Annotated in this window: 23 protein-coding genes; 14 read left to right on the top strand and 9 right to left on the bottom strand. The window is 63.5% G+C overall.

Going from position 1 to position 22080, the window contains the following annotated elements; all coding sequences use genetic code 11:
- Positions 1-6 precede the first annotated feature (6 nt).
- The 4 genes from mnmG to hemJ all read right to left on the bottom strand — a co-directional run bounded on the left by mnmG (position 7) and on the right by hemJ (position 6034).
- Positions 7-1887 carry a tRNA uridine-5-carboxymethylaminomethyl(34) synthesis enzyme MnmG gene (gene mnmG / locus CIT39_RS00990; RefSeq protein ID WP_094975977.1) on the bottom strand — a complete coding sequence of 627 codons (1881 nt, stop codon included), beginning with the start codon at positions 1885-1887 and terminating at the stop codon, positions 7-9.
- A 534-nt stretch (positions 1888-2421) separates the two neighbouring features.
- Positions 2422-3774, bottom strand: a complete 1353-nt coding sequence (gene mnmE, locus CIT39_RS00985; RefSeq protein ID WP_094975978.1) for a tRNA uridine-5-carboxymethylaminomethyl(34) synthesis GTPase MnmE — start codon at positions 3772-3774, stop codon at positions 2422-2424.
- Between the two features lie 313 nt (positions 3775-4087).
- A complete protein-coding gene (rho, locus tag CIT39_RS00980; RefSeq protein WP_008133567.1) occupies positions 4088-5353 on the bottom strand; it encodes a transcription termination factor Rho in 1266 nt (421 codons plus the stop codon).
- A gap of 246 nt (positions 5354-5599) precedes the next feature.
- Complete coding sequence (hemJ, locus tag CIT39_RS00975; RefSeq protein WP_094975979.1) at positions 5600-6034, bottom strand: protoporphyrinogen oxidase HemJ; 435 nt, start codon at positions 6032-6034, stop codon at positions 5600-5602.
- A gap of 458 nt (positions 6035-6492) precedes the next feature.
- Here hemJ and CIT39_RS00970 point away from each other — a divergent pair, with 458 nt between their 5' ends.
- From CIT39_RS00970 to dnaQ, 4 genes are read left to right on the top strand one after another with little or no spacing between them, the layout of a single operon-like run.
- Entirely contained in the window at positions 6493-7332 is an 840-nt protein-coding gene (locus tag CIT39_RS00970; RefSeq protein ID WP_094975980.1) for a pyruvate, water dikinase regulatory protein, read from the top strand.
- An 8-nt stretch (positions 7333-7340) separates the two neighbouring features.
- Complete coding sequence (locus CIT39_RS00965) at positions 7341-7949, top strand: Maf family nucleotide pyrophosphatase (RefSeq protein WP_094975981.1); 609 nt, start codon at positions 7341-7343, stop codon at positions 7947-7949.
- A gap of 38 nt (positions 7950-7987) precedes the next feature.
- Complete coding sequence (gene coaE, locus CIT39_RS00960; protein ID WP_094975982.1) at positions 7988-8587, top strand: dephospho-CoA kinase; 600 nt, start codon at positions 7988-7990, stop codon at positions 8585-8587.
- 41 nt (positions 8588-8628) lie between these two features.
- A complete protein-coding gene (gene dnaQ, locus CIT39_RS00955; protein ID WP_094975983.1) occupies positions 8629-9342 on the top strand; it encodes a DNA polymerase III subunit epsilon in 714 nt (237 codons plus the stop codon).
- A gap of 7 nt (positions 9343-9349) precedes the next feature.
- Here the strand turns inward: dnaQ and secB are convergent, their stop codons facing one another.
- Positions 9350-9832 carry a protein-export chaperone SecB gene (gene secB, locus CIT39_RS00950; RefSeq protein WP_094975984.1) on the bottom strand — a complete coding sequence of 161 codons (483 nt, stop codon included), beginning with the start codon at positions 9830-9832 and terminating at the stop codon, positions 9350-9352.
- Between the two features lie 411 nt (positions 9833-10243).
- On the opposite strand from secB, the gene CIT39_RS00945 reads away from it, so the two are divergent.
- Genes CIT39_RS00945 through CIT39_RS00935 form a run of 3 tightly spaced genes read left to right on the top strand, consistent with a single transcriptional unit; the run spans position 10244 to position 13069 of the window.
- Complete coding sequence (locus CIT39_RS00945) at positions 10244-10951, top strand: Tim44/TimA family putative adaptor protein (RefSeq protein ID WP_094975985.1); 708 nt, start codon at positions 10244-10246, stop codon at positions 10949-10951.
- Positions 10929-12479 (top strand): murein transglycosylase A, encoded by a 1551-nt coding sequence (gene mltA, locus CIT39_RS00940; protein WP_162308831.1) that lies wholly within the window; start codon positions 10929-10931, stop codon positions 12477-12479. Before CIT39_RS00945 ends, mltA begins: the two co-directional genes overlap by 23 nt.
- Positions 12476-13069, top strand: coding sequence for a Smr/MutS family protein (locus CIT39_RS00935; RefSeq protein WP_094975986.1), 594 nt, complete (start codon positions 12476-12478; stop codon positions 13067-13069). Before mltA ends, CIT39_RS00935 begins: the two co-directional genes overlap by 4 nt.
- Positions 13070-13231: 162 nt before the next feature.
- Here the strand turns inward: CIT39_RS00935 and CIT39_RS00930 are convergent, their stop codons facing one another.
- From CIT39_RS00930 to hslV, 4 genes are all read right to left on the bottom strand, one after another.
- A complete protein-coding gene (locus CIT39_RS00930; protein WP_094975987.1) occupies positions 13232-14356 on the bottom strand; it encodes a hypothetical protein in 1125 nt (374 codons plus the stop codon).
- Positions 14357-14384: 28 nt separating this feature from the next.
- Positions 14385-15689, bottom strand: coding sequence for an ATP-dependent protease ATPase subunit HslU (gene hslU / locus CIT39_RS00925; protein ID WP_094975988.1), 1305 nt, complete (start codon positions 15687-15689; stop codon positions 14385-14387).
- Positions 15690-15738: 49 nt separating this feature from the next.
- Positions 15739-16353: a DUF2585 domain-containing protein gene (locus CIT39_RS00920; RefSeq protein WP_094975989.1), complete on the bottom strand. Its 615-nt coding sequence runs from the start codon at positions 16351-16353 to the stop codon at positions 15739-15741.
- 192 nt (positions 16354-16545) lie between these two features.
- Positions 16546-17106, bottom strand: a complete 561-nt coding sequence (gene hslV / locus CIT39_RS00915) for an ATP-dependent protease subunit HslV (protein WP_094975991.1) — start codon at positions 17104-17106, stop codon at positions 16546-16548.
- Between the two features lie 188 nt (positions 17107-17294).
- Here hslV and hisB point away from each other — a divergent pair, with 188 nt between their 5' ends.
- The 7 genes from hisB to coaA all read left to right on the top strand — a co-directional run bounded on the left by hisB (position 17295) and on the right by coaA (position 22057).
- Positions 17295-17888: an imidazoleglycerol-phosphate dehydratase HisB gene (gene hisB / locus CIT39_RS00910; protein ID WP_094975992.1), complete on the top strand. Its 594-nt coding sequence runs from the start codon at positions 17295-17297 to the stop codon at positions 17886-17888.
- Positions 17889-17953: 65 nt separating this feature from the next.
- Complete coding sequence (locus tag CIT39_RS00905; protein ID WP_094975993.1) at positions 17954-18484, top strand: DUF2628 domain-containing protein; 531 nt, start codon at positions 17954-17956, stop codon at positions 18482-18484.
- Positions 18481-19131, top strand: coding sequence for an imidazole glycerol phosphate synthase subunit HisH (hisH, locus tag CIT39_RS00900; RefSeq protein WP_094975994.1), 651 nt, complete (start codon positions 18481-18483; stop codon positions 19129-19131). The genes CIT39_RS00905 and hisH overlap by 4 nt, the downstream gene beginning before the upstream one ends.
- Complete coding sequence (gene hisA, locus CIT39_RS00895) at positions 19128-19871, top strand: 1-(5-phosphoribosyl)-5-[(5-phosphoribosylamino)methylideneamino]imidazole-4-carboxamide isomerase (RefSeq protein WP_094976999.1); 744 nt, start codon at positions 19128-19130, stop codon at positions 19869-19871. The genes hisH and hisA overlap by 4 nt, the downstream gene beginning before the upstream one ends.
- A 2-nt stretch (positions 19872-19873) precedes the next feature.
- Entirely contained in the window at positions 19874-20650 is a 777-nt protein-coding gene (hisF, locus tag CIT39_RS00890; protein ID WP_094894083.1) for an imidazole glycerol phosphate synthase subunit HisF, read from the top strand.
- Positions 20651-20752: 102 nt separating this feature from the next.
- On the top strand, positions 20753-21073 hold the full coding sequence (locus CIT39_RS00885; RefSeq protein ID WP_094975995.1) for a phosphoribosyl-ATP diphosphatase: 321 nt from the start codon (positions 20753-20755) through the stop codon (positions 21071-21073).
- Positions 21074-21100: 27 nt separating this feature from the next.
- Positions 21101-22057: a type I pantothenate kinase gene (gene coaA, locus CIT39_RS00880; protein WP_094975996.1), complete on the top strand. Its 957-nt coding sequence runs from the start codon at positions 21101-21103 to the stop codon at positions 22055-22057.
- The last annotated feature ends 23 nt before the right edge of the window (positions 22058-22080 follow it).

The following is a 22080-nucleotide window of genomic DNA, read 5'->3' as shown; positions in this document are numbered from 1 at the left end:
AAACGCCTATGCGATTGCTTTGGAGGTCTTCCGGGCCTCGCGGCGGAGATAAGCTGCAAGGATCCCGAGCGCGGCCGGCGTCATGCCGTCGATCCGGCCAGCCTGCCCGACGGTGAACGGCCGTGCCTTCTCCAGCTTGGCGCGGACCTCGTTGGAGAGCCCGGGCACCTGCTGATAATCGACCTCCAACAGGACCAGCCCCTCGTCCCGCCGGAAGGCTTCGACGTCCGCGCTCTGGCGCTCCAGATAGACGTCGTACTTGGCGTCGATCTCGAGATGGGTGGCGATGACGGGGTCGATCGCGGACAGCTCCGGCCAGATTGCCCGGACCTCGCTCCAGCCGATATCCGGATAGGCCATAAGCGAGAATGCGGACCGGCGCTGCCCATCCCGGTTCAGGGACAATCCGTGCTTGATCGCCTCGTTCGGGGTGATCGTCAGCGACTTCGACAGTGTTCGAGCCGCATTCAAAGCGTCCATCTTGGCGCGGTGATGCCGGATCCGCGCATTCCCGACGCAGCCGAGCGCGATTCCCTTCTCGGTCAGACGTTGATCGGCATTGTCGGCCCGCAGCGTCAGCCGGTATTCGGCCCTGGAGGTGAACATCCGATAGGGCTCGCTGATCCCGCGGGTGACGAGGTCGTCGATCATCACACCAAGATAGCCGTCCGCGCGGTCGAACACAGTCAGTGCGCCACCGCTCGCAGCCAGCGCCGCATTCAAGCCGGCCACGATGCCCTGCCCGGCGGCCTCTTCGTACCCGGTGGTGCCGTTGATCTGTCCGGCCAGGAACAGGCCGCGCAGGCGCCTGGTCTGCAGGGTCGGGTCCAGCTCGCGGGGATCAATGTGGTCGTATTCGATGGCATAGCCCGGCCGGACCATCTTCACCCGTTCCAGGCCGGGAATGGTGGCAAGGATCGCGAGCTGGACCTCCTCGGGGAGCGAGGTCGAGATGCCGTTGGGATAGACGGTGCTATCGTCGAGACCCTCCGGCTCCAGGAAGATCTGGTGGCCGTCGCGGTCGCCGAAGCGGACGATCTTGTCCTCGATCGAGGGGCAATAGCGCGGGCCGGAGCTCTTGATCTGGCCGGAATACATCGGCGAGCGATGGACATTGGCCCGGATCACCTCATGGGTCGCAGCCGTGGTCCGGGTGATGCCGCAATGGATCTGCGGCGTCGTGATCCGCCTGGTCATCACCGAGAACGGCTCCGGCGGTTCGTCCCCGGGCTGCATCTCGACCGCCGACCAGTCGATCGTGGCGCCGTCGAGGCGCGGCGGAGTGCCGGTCTTCAGCCGTCCGAGGGTGAAGCCGGCGCGCTCGAAGGAGGTGGAAAGACCCATCGCGGGCGCCTCATCGACGCGGCCGGCTGGCCAGTTCTTCTCTCCCAGATGAATGAGACCGCGGAGGAAGGTGCCTGTGGTGACAACCACAGCCCCTGCCCGAAGCTCTCGACCGTCGGCCAGGCGCAGACCGGTGACGCGGCCGTCGACCACGATCAGTTCGTCTGCCTCACCTTCGATGACCGAGAGACCCTCGGTCTGCCCGATCGCGGCCTGCATCGCGACGGCATAGAGTTTTCTGTCCGCTTGAGCTCGAGGGCCGCGAACCGCAGGACCCTTCCGCCGGTTCAGGACACGAAACTGGATGCCGCCGGCATCGCCCACGCGACCCATCAGGCCATCCAGCGCATCGACTTCGCGAACGAGATGTCCCTTACCAAGGCCGCCGATTGCGGGATTGCAGGACATCGCGCCGACGGTGGAGAAACGATGCGTCACCAGAGCCGTCGCAGCGCCCATCCGCGCAGATGCAGCCGCGGCCTCACAGCCGGCGTGGCCGCCGCCGATCACGATGACGTCGAAGCTCTCTCGCTCTGTTCGCATGAATGGACTTCTAGCTCAGAGGCCGCTGGGCCGGAAGTGGAAACTAATGAAGCGGATGTTTCACGTGAAACACCGATCCTGGCCGGGGGGCAATTTTTGCGAAAACAACCCCATGCACAGTAGGACGGGCATTGAATCGTCTCGCGTTTCACGTGAAACGAACTCGGGCCTCACGGCGGAAAAGACGCCCGTTGGGACCCGCAAGAGCACGTTCAGTCCTCGCGAGCGCAGCTAGTAACCCCCGGCCTTCCACGGCGGCGATCCGGATTCCTCGCGCCAGGACTCCTCGTCATGATGAGGTGAGCGCGACCGACCTTGCACTCGCGGACTGAAAGACCCTCAGTTGGTCCCGCCACCCGTCCGAGTAATGTTTCACGTGAAACAGCGGCGAATCCAAGACGGCGAAAGAGCCCGAGTCCTGCGTGCGCTGCGCTATCCGCCCAAGCCGGGTTCCCAAACAGGGACCAAGCGATGGATGTTTCACGTGAAACAAAGGAATGGAACAAGCGCTAGTTCTACACTCAAGAACTAGTCCTACTTTCCGATGCAAAACTTCTGAAAAATCGCGCCCAAGACGTCCTCGACGTCCACCCGGCCAAGCAGCCGGCCCAAGGCATAGGCCGCTGCGCGCAGCTCCTCGGCCGCGAGCTCCTCGCCGTCTTCTACAAGGTCCAGACTCCGGCGCAAGCTCTCGGATGCCCGGCTCAACAGGTCCCGCTGGCGAGCCCGGGTCACGACTGCGCCCTCGGTGGCTCCGAAAAACTCGGAAGCGAATTTCACCAACGCATCGACCAGCTCCGGGATGCCGTCGCCACGCCCCGCCGAGATCCCGAACTCACCGCTCGGTCTGGTACCGCCAGCCATGAGATCGATCTTGTTACGGACGATCCAGACCGATCCCTCTGACCGATCGCTGTCTCCGGATTTCCAAAGGGAGCGCATCGCGTCCGGATCGACGGCTTGCTCTCCCTCCATCAGCCACAGCACGAGGTCGGCATCCTCGGCCCGAGCTCGCGCGCGGCGAACACCCTCCTGCTCGACCGGATCGTCCGTCTCGCGAATACCGGCGGTATCGATGATCGTTACGGGATAACCATCGAGATCGAGCTGGACCTCGATCACGTCACGCGTGGTGCCGGCATGCGGCGAGACGATCGCGACCTCGCGACGTGCGAGCTGATTGATCAACGTCGACTTGCCGACATTGGGCTCGCCGGCGATGGCAACCACGAGGCCGTCACGCAGGCGTTCAGAATGTCCCTGTGCCGCAAGGACTTTTGTGATTTCACCGTGCAGCGTTTCGATCGCCTTGATCGCCGGCGCCCTCAACTCCGCCGGCACATCGCCTTCATCGGAAAAATCGATGCCGGCTTCGATCAGCGCCGACGCCTCGATGACGCGCTCACGCCAGTCGCGCGCGCGGTCACCGAGCAGGCCTTGTAGCTGCCGCAGCGCCTGGCGACGCTGGCGGTCCGTGTCGGCGTGGATGAGATCGTCGAGGCCCTCGGCCTCGGTGAGATCAAGCTTGCCGTTCTCGAAGGCGCGCCGCGTGAACTCGCCCGGCTCGGCGGCCCGAATATTCGGAATTACAGCAATCTCGGCAAACAGCACCGACAGCACGGCGCGGCCGCCGTGAACGTGGAATTCGGCGACATCCTCGCCGGTCGCGCTGGCCGGTCCCGGAAACCACAGCACGACCGCATCGTCGATCGGCTGGCCCGCGCCGTCACGAAGCAGCCGGCGACTGGCCTGCCTCGGTGCCGGCAGCTTCCCCGCCAAGGTCGTCAGTGCCAGGCCGGCTTGCGGGCCTGAGACGCGCACCACGGCGATCGCACTCGGCGTCCGGCCGGACGATAACGCAAAGATGGTCTGGTCCCGCGGATGCATTGACCTATTTGTCCGGCCGGCGAAGAAAAGGCAAACGGCCCGTTCCTGGACCACGGCGGGCCGTTTTGCTGCGCCCTTGCTGCAGCAAAGATCATACTGCAATGCAATATGATCCCCGCCATTCTGCTGCAAAAACCTCCCCGCCTGAGGAACATCTGCAAAATTTTATCAAGAATTATGTAGCCATATCAGCATCTTCTTGGAAAATCGGATCCACCCTTCCCCACGGTTGCATGCTGCGCCTTCGCTGCAGCAGGCCGCACAACGAAAAAGGGCGCCCGAAGGCGCCCTCTAACTTATTGCTGCACTGCACTCAGGTGTTCATGGAGTCGAAGAACTCCGAATTGCTTTTCGTCGAGCGCAGCTTGTCGAGCAGGAAGTCGATCGCATCCATCGTGCCCATCGGGTTGAGGATGCGGCGGAGCACGTACATCTTCTTGAGCACCTGCGGATCGGTGATGAGCTCCTCCTTGCGCGTGCCGGAGCGCGAGATGTCGATCGCCGGGAAGGTGCGCTTGTCCGAGACCTTGCGGTCGAGGATCAGCTCCGAGTTACCGGTGCCCTTGAACTCTTCGAAAATGACTTCGTCCATGCGGCTGCCGGTATCGACCAGCGCGGTCGCGATGATGGTCAGCGAGCCGCCCTCCTCGATGTTACGGGCGGCACCGAAGAAGCGCTTCGGCCGCTGCAACGCGTTGGCGTCGACACCGCCGGTCAGCACCTTGCCGGATGAGGGAACCACGGTGTTGTAGGCGCGGCCGAGGCGGGTGATCGAATCGAGCAGGATCACGACGTCGCGGCCGTGCTCGACCAGGCGCTTGGCCTTTTCGATCACCATTTCGGCGACCTGGACGTGACGCACCGCCGGTTCGTCGAAGGTCGAGGAGACGACCTCGCCCTTCACCGAGCGCTGCATGTCCGTGACTTCTTCCGGACGCTCGTCGATCAGCAGCACGATCAGATAGCATTCGGGGTGGTTGTGCGTAATCGAGTGCGCGATGTTCTGCATCAGCACGGTTTTACCCGTGCGCGGCGGCGCCACGATCAGCGCGCGCTGGCCCTTTCCGATGGGCGCGACAATGTCGATCACCCTTGCAGAAAGGTCTTTTCGCGTCGGATCGTCGATTTCCATACGGAAACGCTGGTTCGGAAACAGCGGCGTGAGGTTGTCGAAATTGACCTTGTGCTTGGCCTTTTCCGGGTCCTCGAAATTGAGTGTGTTGACCTTCAGCAGCGCGAAATAGCGCTCGCCCTCTTTGGGGCTGCGGATGTGGCCTTCGATGGTGTCGCCGGTGCGCAGGCCGAAACGGCGGATCTGCGACGGCGAAACGTAGATGTCGTCCGGGCCCGGCAGATAGTTCGCATCGGGCGAGCGGAGAAAGCCGAAGCCGTCGGAGAGAACCTCGACGACACCCTGGCCGACAATGTCGGTCTCGGCGAGCGCGAGCTGCTTGAGGATGGCGAACAGCAGTTCCTGCTTGCGCATCGTGCTGGCATTCTCGACCCCATTCTCCTCCGCAAACGAGACGAGCTCGGCCGGGGTTTTGGACTTGAGGTCTTCGAGTTTAATTTCCCGCATTGGGGTGGTCCTGTGGGGTAACCTTGGGAGGGGGTGCGAGGAGGCTCTGAAATGCGGACGCGTGAAGATAAGGTCCGCAGGTCTGGCAAGGTTAAGTGCCGATGAGGCTTCAAACCTGATGCGGTGTCCGGCCTCTGGAAAGCTCAGACACAACCACATCCGCCTGCGTTGGGTGGGATATCGACAATATAGAAAATCGCTCGCCACTCCGCAAGCCGAAGCGCTGAGCGTTTCGTCGTGCTGTGCCTAGAACGGCTTCACGATCACCATCACGACGATGATGATCATCAAAATGGTCGGCACCTCATTGATTATCCGATAGAATTTCTGGGTCCGCGAACGCCGGTCGGCGGCGAAGTCCTTGACCCAGCGGGAAAAAAAGCCGTGGACCCCCGACATCGCCAGGACCATTGCCAGTTTTACGTGCAGCCAGCCGAATGAAAACCAGTGGCCGGACCAGGCAAGGTAGAGCCCGGCGAGCCAAGTGACGATCATGGCGGGGTTGATGATCGCCTTGAGCAGCCGGCGTTCCATGACCTTAAACGTTTCCGACTGCTTCGAGCCGATCTCGGCCTCGCAGTGATAAACGAACAACCGCGGCAAATAGAGCATGCCCGCCATCCAGGCGATGACCGCGATCACATGCAGCGCCTTGATCCAGAGATAGACGTCTTCGAACATTTTGGGCGCCCGGGGTTTCTACCAGCGAATGGAACTGGGGATAGTAAGAACTCGTTAAGGTCTCACCTGCACACATAGTCCATCTGGAGCGCCCCTTCTCCAATAAAGAATCTTAGATTCTTAAGGTTTGAGTCTATGTGACCGTGAATTGGACTCACAAGATTCCGTCCGCACGTTCGCGCTCGTTTGTTCACATCCATCAACATATCCCCGGCAGCTCTGGCGGTTTGCGATAAGTCAGCCAGCTTCAAAGGCTTGCGTGCTTCTGTCGGCAGCTTATTAAGGGGGTTGTCCGCGTCATCCCGTTTCCCTCCTGACGGGCCGCTGAACTTATGCCAGCGGGCAGTGGTGTGAAGAAAATCGGCACTTGTCCCGCCCTCGGTGTCGCGCATCCCTTTCCGAGGGGTTAAGGTCCACAGAAATCCACAAACCACACCGACTCCATACAAAGGGATTTTGTGCCGACCTCGAACAATTATTTCCATCTGCATCTGGTGTCCGACTCAACCGGCGAGACGCTGATTACGGTGGCGCGCGCCGTCGCTGCGCAATACGCCAACGTCACCCCCGTCGAGCATGTCTATCCGCTGGTGCGCAGCCAGAAGCAGCTCGACCGCGTGCTCGACGAGATCGAGGAGGCGCCGGGGATCGTGCTGTTCACGTTGCTGGAGAAGGATCTGGTTGCCCGCCTCGAGGACAAGTGCAAGGGCATCAACGTTCCGAGCCTGTCGATCATCGGTCCGGTGATGCAATTGTTCGAGGCTTACCTCGGCGCTGCGACCACGGGCCGGGTCGGCGCCCAGCACGTCCTCAATGCGGAATATTTCAAGCGCATCGACGCGCTGAACTACACGATGATCCACGACGACGGTCAGCATGTCGAAGGTCTTGACGATGCCGATGTCGTGCTGGTCGGCGTGTCCCGCACCTCCAAGACGCCGACGTCGATCTATCTGGCCAATCGCGGCATCCGCACCGCCAACGTGCCACTGGTGCCCGGCATTCCCGTGCCGGAGCAGCTGGGGAAGCTGACGCGGCCACTGGTCGTCAGCCTGCATGCGACGCCGGAGCGCCTGATCCAGATTCGTCAGAATCGCCTGCTCTCGATGGGATCCGATTCGGGCAACGAGACATATACCGACAGGCAGTCGGTGACCGAGGAGGTCGCGTTTGCGCGCAAGCTCAGCGCCAAGCACGATTGGCCGCTGCTCGACGTCACGCGTCGCTCGATCGAGGAAACCGCGGCGGCGATCATGAAGCTCTACAGCGATCGCCAGCGCAACCGGCCTTCCGGATAGTCCTTGCGATGGGTCTGTGGCTCGGCAAACATCCGTTGATCCTGGCCTCGCAAAGCAGCGCCCGGAAAATGCTGTTGGCCAATGCCGGGCTGGAGTTCAAGGCTGTTACTGCCGATATCGACGAGCGCGGCATTCAATTGGCTTCGGCGCTTTCAAATCCGCGCGAGATCGCTCTGCTGCTGGCGCGCGAAAAGGCCAAAGCGATCTCGGCCAGCTATCCCGGGAGCTACGTGATCGGGGCCGATCAGACCCTGGCTCTTGGCAACCGTCTTTTCAACAAGCCGGCGGGCCGGCCGCAGGCATTGGCGCAATTGCGCGATCTCGCCGGCAACAGCCACGAGCTGAATTCCGCGGTGGCCGTGGCGCATGATGGCCAGATCGTTTTCGAAGACGTCTCGGTTGCCCGCATGACCATGCGCGAGATGACCGAGGACGAGCTTTCAATCTATCTGGACGCTGCCGGCGACGCCGTCACCACCAGCGTCGGCGCCTATCAGCTTGAAAGCCTGGGCATCCATCTGTTCGAGCGGATCGAGGGCGATCATTTCACCATTCTTGGCCTGCCGCTGCTGCCGCTGCTTGCGTTCCTGCGACGCGAACGGCTAGTTGCCGTGTGAATGGCAGACATGTGAATAACAGACTTGGCTGGACGCTGATGCGGATCCTGGGACTGACCGGCTCGATCGGGATGGGAAAATCCACCACCGCGAAACTATTCGCAGAGGCTGGTGTGCCCGTCTACGATGCCGATGCCGCCGTGCATCAGCTCTATGAGGGTGAAGCGGCGCCCGCGATCGAGGCCGCCTTTCCCGGCACCACCGTGTACGGCAAGGTGGACCGGCCAAAACTGTCGGCGCGCGTCGTGCATGATCCCGCTGCCATCAAGCACCTCGAGCAGATCGTCCATCCCATGCTCGGCGCGTCCCGGCAAAAGTTCTTCGCCGAGGCGGAAGCCGCCAAGGCGCCGGTCGTGGTGCTCGACATTCCGCTGCTGTTCGAGACCGGTGGCGAGAAGCGCGTGGACGCCGTGGTCGTGGTCTCGACCTCGCCGGAACTCCAGCGTGAGCGGGTGCTGGCGCGCGGTACCATGGACGAAGCCAAGCTCGATGCGATCATCGCCAAGCAGACGCCCGATGCCGAGAAGCGCAAGCGGGCCGATTTCGTGGTGGATACGTCACACGGACTTGAACCGGTGCGCGCGCAAATCGCCCACATCCTGGCCGAGGTGGTTAAGATGCCGCAGCGGCGAGCCTGATTCGCCGCCTCAGACGGCTCTCAAGACACCGATCTCAAGGCATGCGCGAAATCGTTCTCGATACCGAAACCACTGGCCTCGATCCGCTTCGCGGCGATCGTCTGGTCGAAATCGGCTGCGTCGAGATGCTCAATCGCATGCCGACGGGACAGACCTACCACGTCTATATCAATCCTGAACGGGACATGCCGGCGGAAGCCTTTGCGGTGCATGGGCTGTCGGCCGAATTTCTGTCGACCAAGCCGCTGTTCCACGAGGTCGCCGATGCGTTCCTGGAGTTCATCGGCGATGCGCCGCTGGTGATCCACAACGCCTCGTTCGACATCGGCTTCATCAATGCCGAGCTCGACAAGATCAAGCGCGCGGCGATTCCGCGCGAACGGTTGGTCGATACGCTGCTGCTGGCGCGCCGCAAGCATCCCGGCGTGTCCAACAGGCTCGACGATCTCTGCTCGCGCTATGCGATCGACAACTCACGCCGCACCAAGCACGGCGCGCTGCTGGACGCCGAGTTGCTGGCCGAGGTCTATGTCGATCTGGTCGGGGCGCGGCAGTCGCAGCTGCTTCTGGCGTCGGAGGCTCAGGAGATTCGCGTCAATGCGGCTGGCGATGCGCCGCGGCGGCAACGGCTGGTGCCGCTCGCGCCACGGGTTTCCGATGCCGAGCGCGAGGCCCACCGGGCCTTCATCGCGACGCTCGGCGACAAGGCGATCTGGAACGAGTTTTTGCCCGCTCCAGCTCCTCCGGCTGGTTAGGCTTGGCCTATGCTTGGCCGCTCGTCGGGGCGGCCATTTGCCGCTCCATGTTCTGACGATAGAGACCGACGAAGTCGACCGGGTCCAGCATCAGGGGCGGGAACCCGCCGTCGCGCACCGCCGTCGCGATGATCTCGCGGGCAAACGGGAACAGCAGGCGGGGGCACTCGATCATGACCAGCGGATGCAGATTTTCCTTCGGCACGTTGGCGATGCGGAACACGCCGGCATAGGCGAGCTCGAACGAGAACATGATCTTGCCCGCGGTCTCGGCCTTGCCCTCGACCGACAACGTCACCTCGAACTCCTGTTCGCTGAGGTTGTTGGCGCTGACATTGATCTGGATGTTGATCTGGGGGGGCTGGCTCTGCTGCTGGAGCGAGCTGGGCGCGTTCGGATTCTCGAACGAAAAGTCCTTGGTATATTGCGCCAGCACGTTGAGCTGGGGAGCCTGGGCCGCCTCGGGAGGGGTGCCGTTACCGTTGGTCATGAGATTCTCTCCTTACCCGATTTGGGCTGAATTTCGCGGCGGTTGGCTAACATAGGGCCGCCTCATTCCACAAGGACGAACGGTCCCGGAGGCGGGATTGCGGCCGCGCCGCAACTGCCGCGTTGATCCGGCCTTTTCCGCTAAACTGCGCCTTAAATGATTGAAGATGCGCGATTTCCGGACAGGATCGGGTTTCCCCTTAAGCATAAAACGCGCTACACTCGGTGCTGTGCCAAAAGGCGCCATTGGCCCGGCAAGATTTCGTGCCTACATCCCACGGACCTGACGCGGCCCTAAAATGGTGATGTAGACTTGCCGTTCCCGTATGGAACGGTCTACTGGCCGGATTGATTTTCCCGGCGACGACCCCAAAGCGTGGACCCAGAGCAAAGACCAGAAAGCGAATCCGACGTGGACATCTACACCATTATCTTCCTGGCGCTGGCGGTCTTCATCTTTCTGCGGCTGCGCAGCGTGCTCGGGCAGCGGACCGGCAACGAGCGGCCGCCGTTCGATCGGACCGCCGCCCGCAATGCGCTCGGGAGTGCCCAGGACAACAACGTCGTGACCATGCCGGGCAAGGTGATCGACCAGGCCCCGCTGGCGCCGACGGCCGAGCCGACCCCGCCGTCCGACCGCTGGAAGGGTCTGACCGAGCCGGGCACCGCGCTGGCGCAGGGCCTGGATGCCATCGTCGAGAAGGATTCCACGTTCGACCCGCGTCATTTCATCTCGGGCGCCAAGGGTGCCTACGAGATGATCGTGCTGGCCTTTGCCAATGGCGACCGCCGCGCGCTGCGCGACCTGCTGTCGCCAGACGTCTATGAGAGCTTCGAGGCCGCAATCAAGGAACGCGAGACGAAAGAGCAGAAGACCGAGACCCGCTTCGTTTCGATCGACAAGGCCGAGCTCGTTGGCGCCGAGCTTCGCGACCGTACCGCCCAGCTCACGATCCGCTTCGTCTCGCAGATGATCTCGGCCACCCGAGACAAGGCCGGCAACATCGTCGACGGCAGCGCCGACACGGTTGCCGACATCACCGACATCTGGACTTTCGCCCGCGACATCACCTCCCGCGATCCGAACTGGAAGCTGGTTGGCACCGGAAGCGCGAATTAAGGTCTTTCTGAAGACCGGCGCGACCGCGCTTTGCGCAGGCGTCGTCGCGCTGTCCTCGTTTTCGCTCGGCGCCGAAGCGGCGCGGCGCCACTATCGCAGCCATCACCATCATCTGCCGCAATTGCCTGCCGCTCCGCCGCGTGCCTTGCCCTATCCGCAGCTCCCGCTGCCGTTCGAAATTCCGGGCGCGCAATATCTGCCGCTGGCCTGGGCGGACGTGAAGGGCTGGAGCGATGACAATCACCTCGCGGCGTACAAGACGTTTCGCGCCAGCTGCAAGCCGATCAATGCACAAACCGGAGCGACTGAACCGAAGGCCGAATCAAAAGCAATTGGAGGTTCGTTGAGCGAACCTTGCCGGGTGGCGAAATCGCTCGAGCTCGGCGACGACGCCAAAGCAAAGACCTTCTTCGAGGAGAATTTCGCGCCGCTGCGAATTTCGCGCCTGGGCGAGCCCGACGGCTTCGTCACCGGCTATTACGAGCCGGTTCTGGAGGGATCGCGTACGCAGACCGACGTCTTCAACGTGCCGGTCTATCGCCGCCCCTCGAATCTGTTCGTGCGCGGCTACAAGCAGGATTCGGTCAGCCTGCCCAACAAGGGTCCGGTCTATCGCAAGATCGGCCGCCGCAAGCTGGTACCCTATTACGACCGCGGCGAGATCGAGGACGGCAAGATCGCCGGCCGCGGGCTGGAGATCGCTTGGTTGAAGGATCCGACCGACCTGTTGTTCGCGCAGATCCAGGGCTCGGCACGGATCAAGTTCGACGACGGCGGCACGGTCCGGCTGAATTACGACGCCTATAACGGCTATCCCTATACCGCCGTCGGGCGCGTCCTGATCGAGCGCGGCATCATTCCGAAGGAAGAGATGTCGATGCAGAAGATCAGGGAGTGGATGGCGCAAAATCCCGACGGTGCCAAGGATCTGCGTCGCCAGAACCGCTCCTACATCTTCTTCCGCGAGGTCAATCTCTCCGACAAGGAGGAGGCGGTGGGCGCGCAAGGTATTCCGCTGACGGCGGGACGCTCGATCGCGGTCGACAAGGCGCTGCATGTCTACGGCACGCCGTTCTTCATCGAGGGCGAGTTGCCGATCGATTCCGAACGCTCGAAAACACCGTTCCATCGGCTGATGATCGCGCAGGACACCGGCTCGGCTATCATCGGTCCCGCGCGCGCCGATCTCTATTTCGGCGCCGGCGCGGATGCCGGCCGCGTCTCCGGTCGGCTGCGCCATCCCATGCATTTCGTGATGCTGGTGCCGAAGGGTCTCGATCCCTCGGCGCGAGCTGCGCGGCTGCCGGTGCCTGATCCGCGCCCCTCGGAGAAGATCGCAAAGCTGTTTCCGCAAACCGATCCCGGGAAGGAAACGGCGAAGCCGGCCGCCGCGTCCGGCCCCGCGGAAACCAGGAGCGACACGGTCGCCATCGCGGGTCCAGTCCCGCTGCCGGCGCCACGTCCGGTGATCGAGGCCGATCGCGAACCGCAGCGGCCAGCGAAGAAGCGTCCCCATCGGCAGCAATGAAGCGATCGTCCCGTCCGCCCGTGCTGGAGCCTCGCCCCTCGCCGCGCCGCCGCGCGCTGAGCGAGGAGGAGCGCGCGCTGTGGGAGGGCGTTGCCAAACAGGTGAAGCCGCTGAGGAAGCACCGCGCGGCGAAGGCGCATGCCGCTCCGCGCGCCGAGCCTTCGCCCGCAACACCGGTCATGCGGCCTGCGTCATCGCCACGGCAAGTTGCCGCTGCACCAGCGCCGCCGCGCGCCGCAAAACCGGCCGTCCCGCCCCTGGCGCCGCTCGGCAAGCGCGAGCGGACGAAACTGTCGCGCGGCCGCAGCGAGATCGAGGCGCGGCTCGATCTCCACGGCATGACCCAAACCCGCGCGCATCGCGCCCTGACCGGCTTCCTGCACCGCGCCCATCACGACGGCCTGACCTTCGTGCTCGTCATCACCGGCAAGGGCCGCAGCGGCGGCGAAAGCGGCGTGCTGCGCCGTCAGGTGCCGGAATGGCTGAGCCTGCCGGAATTCCGCAGCTTCGTCGTCGGCTTCGAGACGGCCCATATCGGCCATGGCGGCGAGGGCGCGCTGTATGTGCGGATCAGGCGGGCGAGGGGGTAGGAAATCAGCCGAGGACCGGGCTCCCTTTGCCTCTCCCGCTTGCGGGAGAGGTCGACGCGCGGAGCGCGCGGCGGGTGAGGGTTCTCTCCTCTTGGGGATTCCCGCTGCGGAGAAAGCCCTCTCCCCGACCCTCTCCCGCAAGCGGGAGAGGGAGCACACCGTCTAGAACGGCCGGACGATTCCGACGCGCGGGATCAGCGTGATGATCAGGCCGAAGACGTTGGTCTTCCGATCCTCCGCCGGAATCAGTGGCGTCTCCCGCGCAGCCGGCAGCATCTTCACGGCGTGCAGGATCAGGAACATGCAGACCGCCCAGTTCGAGATCCAGCGCGAATAGTCGAACACCATCGCGAACATCACGAGGTAAGCGAGGCTGACCCCGATCAGCGCCGCGAGCACGAGGCGGCGGTGCGTCTCGCTTGCGAGCGCGCCGATCAGGTTTGCGAAGAAGCGCCACAGCGGCGTGTGCAGCCAGATCAACAGCGCGAACACGGGCACGCCGAGGATGTTGTGCGGCAGGCGGCCCCAGGTGTCAGAGACCTCTTTGGCCAGCGGTTGGTACCAGATATAGGCGAATTGCAAGAGATCCGTGCGGGACGGATCGGCCATCCGCGTTTTCAGGTACGCAACGAAGTCGGCTTCAGGGATCGGCATCGTTCCCAAAAACTGTGCGGCGAAGAACAGCGCGGAGACGATGGCGAGGGCGACGATGCCGAAGGCGACATTGCTGCGGTTGAGTCCGCAAGCGAGATAGTGCCTGATCACCACGATGGTGACGATCGTCGGCACATACATCAGCAGATGAATGTGGTGGATCAGGACGAGCACGATCGAGAACAGTGCTGCCGTTGCCACGAACAGCAATGAGCCAGCCGGCATCAGCAGCAGGACGAGCGCCAGCGCACAGCCATAGATGTCGAAATGGCCGAGCGTGTGCATGAAGTTCTTCAGGAAGAACGGCGAGCCCGCGATGAAGACGAACAGCGGCAGCGTTTTCGCGGTGAAGCCAAAGCTCTTCTGAAAGAGCCTTGCGTAGAGGGCCAGCGTCACCAGCCACGTCACCCCACCGATCGCGAACACCGACCAGACCGGCACCTTGTCCGTGAACACCGCGACGATGGCCCCGATCAGTGCGCGCTTGATGAAGCCGAAATGGTAGTCGACCAGGAGATGGATATAGGGGACGTAAGGCGGCAGCTGGATCTTGTGGACGAACACGCCGACGATGACCGCCGCGTTGATCGCGAGCAGGAGCCGCCAGGGATTTTGCAGGATGCGTACGGTCACGCCGCATCAATAGCGTGACCGCTCCAAATTACAAAATGAACCGGCTCAGATCGGCGTTCTTGGCGAGGTCGCCGACGTGCTTCTGCACGAAATCCGCATCGACCCTGACGGTCTCGCCGCTGCGGTCGGGGGCGGTGAACGAGATCTCGTCCAGCACCCGCTCCATCACGGTCTGCAGCCGCCGCGCGCCGATGTTCTCGACGGTGGAATTGACGGCGACCGCGACGTCGGCGAGCGCGTCGATGGCGCCGTCGGTGACGTCGAGCGTCACGCCCTCGGTCTGCATCAAGGCGACATATTGCTTGATCAGCGAGGCCTCGGGCTCGGTCAGGATGCGGCGCATGTCGTCGCGGGTCAGCGCCTGCAACTCGACGCGGATCGGCAGGCGGCCCTGCAATTCCGGCAGCAGGTCCGACGGTTTGGCGACGTGGAAGGCGCCGGACGCGATGAACAGGATGTGGTCGGTCTTGACCGCGCCGTGCTTGGTCGAGACCGTGGTGCCTTCGATGAGCGGCAACAGATCGCGCTGCACGCCCTCGCGCGAGACGTCGCCGCCGGCACGGCCTTCGCGCGCGCAAATCTTGTCGATCTCGTCGAGGAACACGATGCCGTTGTTCTCGACCGCGTTGATCGCCTCCTGCGTCAGCTGATCCGTGTCCAGCAGCTTGTCGGATTCCTCGTTGACGAGAATCTCGTGCGAGTTCTCAACCGTCAGCCGCCTTGTCTTGCTGCGGCCGCCGAGCTTGCCGAAGATATCGCCGATCGAGATCGCGCCCATCTGCGCGCCCGGCATGCCGGGGATCTCGAACATCGGCATGCCGCTGCCGGACGATTGTGTCTCGACCTCGATTTCCTTGTCGTTGAGCTCGCCGGCCCGCAGCTTCTTGCGGAAGGATTCGCGCGTCGCGGAAGAGGCGTTGGCTCCCACCAGCGCATCGAGCACACGTTCCTCGGCGGCGAGCTGCGCGCGGGCGTGCACGTCCTTGCGCTTCTTCTCGCGAACCTGGGCGATCGCGACCTCGACGAGATCGCGCACGATCTGCTCGACGTCGCGGCCGACATAACCGACCTCGGTGAATTTGGTCGCCTCGACCTTCAGGAACGGCGCATTTGCGAGCTTGGCGAGCCGCCGCGCAATTTCTGTCTTGCCGACGCCGGTCGGGCCGATCATCAAAATGTTCTTGGGCAGCACCTCTTCGCGCAAGGAGCCGGTGAGCTGCTGCCGCCGCCAGCGGTTGCGCAGCGCGATCGAGACGGCGCGCTTGGCATCAGCCTGGCCGACGATGAAACGGTCGAGTTCGGAAACGATTTCACGGGGAGAGAAGTCTGTCATGGGACCTTAGCTAGGGTCAGATGCGGGGTAGGACAAGCCGGATTTTGCGTCAGATGATGGGCGGGCCGGATTGCCATTGCTTTACGGCCTCGATCGGATGGATCAGCATCAGGATGTTGAGTGTCAGATTGTCGCGAATGTGCAGCGCCAGCATGATCTCGAAGGCAAGTCCGAGCAGGATCGTCACGCTGACAGGCAGCACGCGTGCGGCGAGGAACCCCAGCATCATGGCCAGATTGTCCGAGACCGAATTGACGATGCTGTCGCCGAAATAATCCAGCGAGATCGTACCGGCGCGGTAGCGCTCGATGATGAAGGGCGAGTTCTCGACGATCTCCCAGGCGCCTTCGATCAGCATGGCGATGATCAGTCGCGCCGGCCACGACAAGGACAGGAACGGCATCCGCACGAACAGAAGCCAGGTAAGGCCATAGAACAGGAAGCCGTGCAGGACGTGCGAGAAAGTGTACCAGTCGGCGATGTGCTGGGAATTCTCCGAGCTGTTCACCACGCCGTGCCACAGCTTGACATAGCCGCAGGTGCAGATCGGCACGCGCCCCATGCCGAACAGGATGGCGGCCTGCAGCGCCAGCAGCAACAGCGCGATGCCGACCCAGGTGGCTGGGGGGATCGTCGTCTTGATGCTCTGAGGCGCGAGGGTCATGAGGGGGCCGTCTCGCAGTCCAAGCGGCGGTGCGCTCCCTCTCCCGCTTGCGGGAGAGGGTTGGGGAGAGGGTGCCTCCACATTGGGACAGCCCCCAAGAGGCGAGAGCCCTCACCCGGCGCTACGCGCCGACCTCTCCCGCGAGCGGGAGAGGTTACACCGAATCCTGAGCGCCGCCGTTCGATCACAGCTCTAGCCGGTCGCCAGCGCTTCGACGGTCAAATTCCGGTTGGTGTAGACGCAAATATCCGCAGCGATATCCAGCGACCGGCGGACGATGGCCTCGGCGTCCTTGTCGGTGTCGAGCAGCGCCCGTGCCGCCGCCAGCGCGTAATTGCCGCCGGAGCCGATCGCCATGACGCCCGCCTCGGGCTCCAGCACGTCGCCGGTGCCTGTCAGCACCAGGGAGACGTCCTTGTCGGCCACGATCATCATGGCCTCCAGCCGGCGCAGATAGCGGTCCGTGCGCCAGTCCTTGGCGAGTTCGACCGCGGCCCGGGTCAGCTGCCCCGGATATTGCTCGAGCTTGGCTTCCAGGCGCTCGAACAGGGTAAAGGCGTCGGCGGTCGCGCCGGCAAAACCGCCGATCACGTCGCCCTTGCCGAGTTTCCGGACCTTTTTGGCGTTGGACTTGATGACCGTCTGACCGATCGAGACCTGACCGTCGCCGCCGACCACCACCTTGCCGCCCTTGCGGACCGTCAAGATCGTGGTGCCGTGCCAGCCCGGCGAGCTGTTTTGGGAAGCCTGCATGAATGATCCTCGCTATCCGCCTGATTTAGGCGGTCCGGCGCAGGCGCACAACGGGCCGTTCCGGGCCGAATTTCGCTCACCATAGGTGGAAGTGCCGGCCTGCCAAGGCGATCCCGCGGTAGCGAAGGCGTCATTTGGCTGTTAAAAGACCGGCGTTTTCGGCCCCGAGCCAATGAGAGCTAGTTTCAATGCGCACCGCGACGATCAAGCGCAAGACCAAGGAAACCGAGATCGAGGTCACCGTGAACCTCGATGGCACCGGCGCGGCTGATATCGCGACCGGCATCGGCTTTTTCGACCATATGCTCGATCTCCTCGCCCGCCATTCCCGCATCGACCTCACGGTCAAGGCGGTCGGCGATTTGCACATTGATTATCACCATACCACCGAAGACACCGGCATCGCGCTCGGCCAGGCGGTCAGGCAGGCGCTCGGCAACATGGCGGGCATCACCCGCTATGCCGGCGTGCACATGCCGATGGACGAGACGCTGTCGCGCGTGGTCATCGACATCTCGGGCCGCCCGTTCCTGGTGTTCAAGGCCGACTTCCCCCGCGACAAGATCGGTGAGTTCGACACCGAGCTGGTGCGCGAGTGGTTCCAGGCCTTCGCCATGAATGCCGGCGTGACTCTCCACGTCGAGACCCTATATGGCGATAACAGCCACCATATCGCCGAGTCCTGCTTCAAGGGGCTGGCTCGGGCGCTGCGCACCGCGGTCGCGATCGATCCGAAAGCGGTGGGAGAGATCCCGTCGACCAAGGGCTCGCTCGGCGGCTGACGTCTTTCGGCCGGCGGCACGCGCCGCTTGCGGTATCACTGAATTCCTGGAAACGGGGCATCACCATGCCTGTCTATACAATTCATGCTCCCTCCCCCGCCGGAGCCGATCTGCGCGCGACCGACAAGTTCGTGTTCGTGCGCGACGGATTCCATTTCTGGGCGATGATCTTCGGTCCGCTCTGGCTGCTGTGGAACAGGCTGTGGCTGGCGCTGATCGGCTATCTGGTCTTCGTCGCCGCGTTCAACGCGGGGCTGTCCAGCCTCGGTGTCGGGCGCGCTTCGATCTTCTTCGCCGATGTCATCGTCGCGCTCCTGACGGGCTTCGAGGCCTCGAGCCTGCGCCGCTGGACGCTGTCGCGCGGCAAATGGCGGCAGCTCGACGTGGTGGTCGCCGATGACGAGGACACCGCCGAGCGCCGCTTCTTCGAGCGCTGGAGCCAGAAGCAGCGCGGCATCGTCAACGATCAATGGGCCGTCGACCGCGGTGGCCCGCCACCGACCCGCAGCGTGCCGGGTCAGCAATTCTCGAACCCGCCGCCGATTCCGGCCGGTGGCATCATCGGGTTGTTTCCAGAACCGGGAGGGTCAAGATGAGCGTCGCCATCATCGATTACGGTTCCGGAAATCTGCATTCCGCCGCCAAGGCGTTCGAGCGCGCCGCGCGCAGCCTCGAAAATCCGCAAAAGGTTTTCGTGACCAGCGACCCAGATCAGGCCTACGAGGCCGACCGACTGGTGCTGCCGGGCGTCGGCGCCTTCGCCGATTGCCGGCGCGGGCTGGATGAAGTCAACGGCATGGTCGAAGCAATCACGGAAGCGGTGCGGGTCAAGGCGCGGCCGTTCTTCGGTATCTGTGTCGGCATGCAACTGATGGCGAGCCGCGGCAAGGAGCATGTCATCACCGAAGGTCTGAACTGGATCGGCGGCGACGTCGAGAAGATCGCGCCGCGCGACGAGAGCTTGAAGATTCCGCACATGGGCTGGAATACGCTCGACGTCCTGCGCGAGCACCCGGTGCTGGAGAGGCTGCCGCTCGGCCCCAAAGGCCAGCACGCTTATTTCGTGCACTCCTACCACCTCAATGCTGCCAACGAGGCGGACGTGCTCGCGCGCGCCGACTATGGCGGGCCCGTCACCGCCATCGTCGGCAAGGACACCGCCATCGGCACGCAGTTTCACCCCGAGAAGAGCCAGCGTTTTGGATTGGCCCTGATCTCGAACTTTTTGCGATGGAAACCGTGATTCTCTTTCCCGCGATCGATCTCAAGAACGGCCAGTGCGTGCGCCTCGAGCAAGGCGACATGGCGCGCGCGACCGTGTTCAACCTCAATCCGGCCGCCCAGGCGCAGAGCTTCGTCGAGCGGGGTTTCGAGTATCTCCACGTCGTCGATCTCGACGGTGCGTTCGCCGGCAAGCCGGTGAATGCCGAGGCCGTCGAGGCGATGCTGAAGACGATCAGGATTCCGGTGCAGCTCGGCGGCGGCATTCGCGATCTCGAGACCGTCGAAGCCTGGCTCGACAAGGGCATCACCCGCGTCATCATCGGCACCGCCGCGGTCCGCGATCCGGAGCTGGTGAAGGCTGCCGCGAAGAAATTCCCGGGCCGCGTCGCGGTCGGGCTGGATGCGCGCGACGGCAAGGTCGCGGTCGAAGGCTGGGCCGAGACCTCGCAGGTGACGGCGCTGGAGATCGCGCAGCGTTTCGAGGATGCCGGCGTTGCCGCCATCATCTTCACCGACATCGCGCGCGATGGCCTGCTCAAGGGCCTGAACCTCGACGCGACCATTGCGCTGGCCGACGCCATCTCTATTCCCGTCATTGCCTCCGGCGGCCTCGCCTCGATCGAGGACGTCAAGGCGATGCTGACGCCGCGGGCGAAAAAGCTCGCCGGCGCGATTGCCGGCCGCGCGCTCTATGACGGCCGGCTCGATCCGGCCGCCGCCCTCACCTTGATCCGCAACGCGCGCGCGCCCGGGAGCTGAACATGTTCAAGGTGCGCGTGATCCCCTGCCTCGACGTCAAGGACGGCCGCGTCGTCAAGGGCGTCAATTTCGTCGATCTCCGGGATGCCGGCGACCCCGTCGAAGCGGCGATCGCCTATGACGCCGCCGGCGCCGACGAGCTCACCTTCCTCGACATCACCGCGACCCATGAGAACCGCGGCATCATGCTGGACGTGGTCCGGCGCACGGCGGAAGCCTGCTTCATGCCGGTGACCGTCGGCGGCGGCGTGCGTGAGGTCAATGACATCAAGACGCTGCTGCGCGCCGGCGCCGACAAGGTCTCGATCAACAGCGCGGCGGTGTCACGGCGCGAGTTCGTCAAGGAAGCGGCCGAAAAATTCGGCGAGCAATGCGTGGTGGTCGCGATCGATGCCAAGCGGGTCAAGCGCGCCGGCGGCGGCGAGCGCTGGGAGATCTTTACCCATGGCGGCCGCAATTCGACCGGCATCGACGCCATCGAATATGCCCAGGAAGTGGTCTCGCTCGGCGCCGGTGAAATCCTGCTGACCTCGATGGATCGCGACGGCACGCGGCAGGGATTCGACATCCCGCTGACCCGGGCGATCGCCGACAGCGTTGCCGTGCCCGTGATCGCCTCGGGCGGCGTCGGCAATCTCGATCACCTCGTCGACGGGATCCGCGACGGCCACGCCACGGCCGTGCTGGCCGCCTCGATCTTCCATTTCGGGGAATTCACCATTCGCGAAGCCAAGGAGCACATGGCCCGGCGCGGACTGGCCATGCGCCTCGATGCCTGACGACTCCCGTTCATAAAAGTGCTACATGAGGTAGCGGGGAATGGTCTCCATGGCCAAGTGTGTTGCCAAGTGTTCTGACAAGCGTGTTTCCGAGTAATTCCGATGCCGCGTTTCACGATCCACGATCTGGCCGAGACCATCGACGTCCGCGCAGCGGCCGGCGGCGAAGCGTCCTATACCCGCAAGCTTCTCGACAAGGGCGCCGAGCATTGCGCCAAGAAGTTCGGTGAGGAAGCAGTCGAAACCGTAATCGCAGCAGTCGAAAACGATCGCGCACATCTGATCGCTGAAGGTGCCGATCTGCTCTATCACTTCCTTGTGCTGCTCAAGTCCCGCGGCGTAAAGCTGGAAGAGGTGGAAGCCGCGCTCGACAAGCGAACGAATATGTCGGGGTTGGAAGAGAAAGCGTCGCGTAAGGGCTGACATAGCCCCAACGGAGAAGGTCGCGTCATGGATATCCGCGCACCCGAGCAGCAATATAATCCGTACCGCATCTATACGCGCCAGGAGTGGGCGCGTCTGCGCGACGATACGCCGATGACGTTGGAGCCGGGCGAGTTCGACCGGTTGCGCTCGCTGCACGATCGCCTCGATCTCAAGGAAGTCGAGGACATCTATCTTCCGTTGTCGCGCCTGCTCTCGATCTATGTCGACGCGATGCAGCGCCTGTATTACGCCGAGCGCCAATTCCTTGACATCCGCGACCGCAAGGTGCCCTACATCATCGGCGTCGCCGGATCGGTCGCGGTTGGGAAATCCACCACGGCTCGTGTGCTTCAAGCGCTGCTGGCGCGCTGGTCGCCCCGGCCGAAGGTCGAGCTGATCACGACCGACGGATTTCTCTATCCCAACGCGGTGCTCGAGCGGCAGGGCATCATGCAGAAGAAGGGCTTTCCGGAGAGCTACGACCTGCCGCTGCTGCTCAGCTTCCTTTCCGACATCAAATCCGGCCGCCGTCACGTGCGCGCCCCGGTCTATTCACATCTGACCTACGACATCGTGCCGAGCCAGTGGGCCGAGATCGATCAGCCCGACATTCTGATCGTCGAGGGCGTCAACGTGCTGCAGACCGGCAAGCTGCCGCGCGACGGCAAGGCGGTGCCCGTCGTCTCCGACTTCTTCGACTTCTCGGTCTATATCGACGCCGACGAAGCGGCGCTGCGGCAATGGTACATCAAGCGCTTCCTGGCGCTGCGGGACACCGCGTTCACCAACCCGAAATCCTATTTCAATCGCTACGCGCTGCTGTCGGACGAGGAAGCCACCGCCACGGCGATCGCAATCTGGGAGCGCACCAACCTCGCCAACCTCGAGGACAACATTTTGCCGACCCGCCCCCGCGCGACGTTGATCCTGAAGAAGGGCGCCGACCACACGGTGGAGAGCGTGGCGCTCAGGCGGCTGTAAGCGCCGCGGCGGGCGGGGCCCCA

The organism is Bradyrhizobium symbiodeficiens (genome assembly GCF_002266465.3).
Classification (GTDB): Bacteria; Pseudomonadota; Alphaproteobacteria; order Rhizobiales; family Xanthobacteraceae; genus Bradyrhizobium; species Bradyrhizobium symbiodeficiens.
The sequence above is the reverse complement of the archived record's forward strand: the minus strand, read 5'-3'. Positions and strand labels throughout refer to the sequence as shown.

Excerpts from the sequence above, each read along its gene's own strand:
- mnmG (WP_094975977.1), bottom strand. The coding sequence starts at position 1,887 with ATGCGAACAGAGCGAGAGAGCTTCGACGTCATCGTGATCGGCGGCGGC.
- mnmE (WP_094975978.1), bottom strand. The coding sequence starts at position 3,774 with ATGCATCCGCGGGACCAGACCATCTTTGCGTTATCGTCCGGCCGGACG.
- rho (WP_008133567.1), bottom strand. The coding sequence starts at position 5,353 with ATGCGGGAAATTAAACTCGAAGACCTCAAGTCCAAAACCCCGGCCGAG.
- hemJ (WP_094975979.1), bottom strand. The coding sequence starts at position 6,034 with ATGTTCGAAGACGTCTATCTCTGGATCAAGGCGCTGCATGTGATCGCG.
- CIT39_RS00965 (WP_094975981.1), top strand. The coding sequence starts at position 7,341 with ATGGGTCTGTGGCTCGGCAAACATCCGTTGATCCTGGCCTCGCAAAGC.
- coaE (WP_094975982.1), top strand. The coding sequence starts at position 7,988 with ATGCGGATCCTGGGACTGACCGGCTCGATCGGGATGGGAAAATCCACC.
- dnaQ (WP_094975983.1), top strand. The coding sequence starts at position 8,629 with ATGCGCGAAATCGTTCTCGATACCGAAACCACTGGCCTCGATCCGCTT.
- secB (WP_094975984.1), bottom strand. The coding sequence starts at position 9,832 with ATGACCAACGGTAACGGCACCCCTCCCGAGGCGGCCCAGGCTCCCCAG.
- CIT39_RS00935 (WP_094975986.1), top strand. The coding sequence starts at position 12,476 with ATGAAGCGATCGTCCCGTCCGCCCGTGCTGGAGCCTCGCCCCTCGCCG.
- hslU (WP_094975988.1), bottom strand. The coding sequence starts at position 15,689 with ATGACAGACTTCTCTCCCCGTGAAATCGTTTCCGAACTCGACCGTTTC.
- CIT39_RS00920 (WP_094975989.1), bottom strand. The coding sequence starts at position 16,353 with ATGACCCTCGCGCCTCAGAGCATCAAGACGACGATCCCCCCAGCCACC.
- hslV (WP_094975991.1), bottom strand. The coding sequence starts at position 17,106 with ATGCAGGCTTCCCAAAACAGCTCGCCGGGCTGGCACGGCACCACGATC.
- hisB (WP_094975992.1), top strand. The coding sequence starts at position 17,295 with ATGCGCACCGCGACGATCAAGCGCAAGACCAAGGAAACCGAGATCGAG.
- CIT39_RS00905 (WP_094975993.1), top strand. The coding sequence starts at position 17,954 with ATGCCTGTCTATACAATTCATGCTCCCTCCCCCGCCGGAGCCGATCTG.
- hisH (WP_094975994.1), top strand. The coding sequence starts at position 18,481 with ATGAGCGTCGCCATCATCGATTACGGTTCCGGAAATCTGCATTCCGCC.
- hisF (WP_094894083.1), top strand. The coding sequence starts at position 19,874 with ATGTTCAAGGTGCGCGTGATCCCCTGCCTCGACGTCAAGGACGGCCGC.
- CIT39_RS00885 (WP_094975995.1), top strand. The coding sequence starts at position 20,753 with ATGCCGCGTTTCACGATCCACGATCTGGCCGAGACCATCGACGTCCGC.
- coaA (WP_094975996.1), top strand. The coding sequence starts at position 21,101 with ATGGATATCCGCGCACCCGAGCAGCAATATAATCCGTACCGCATCTAT.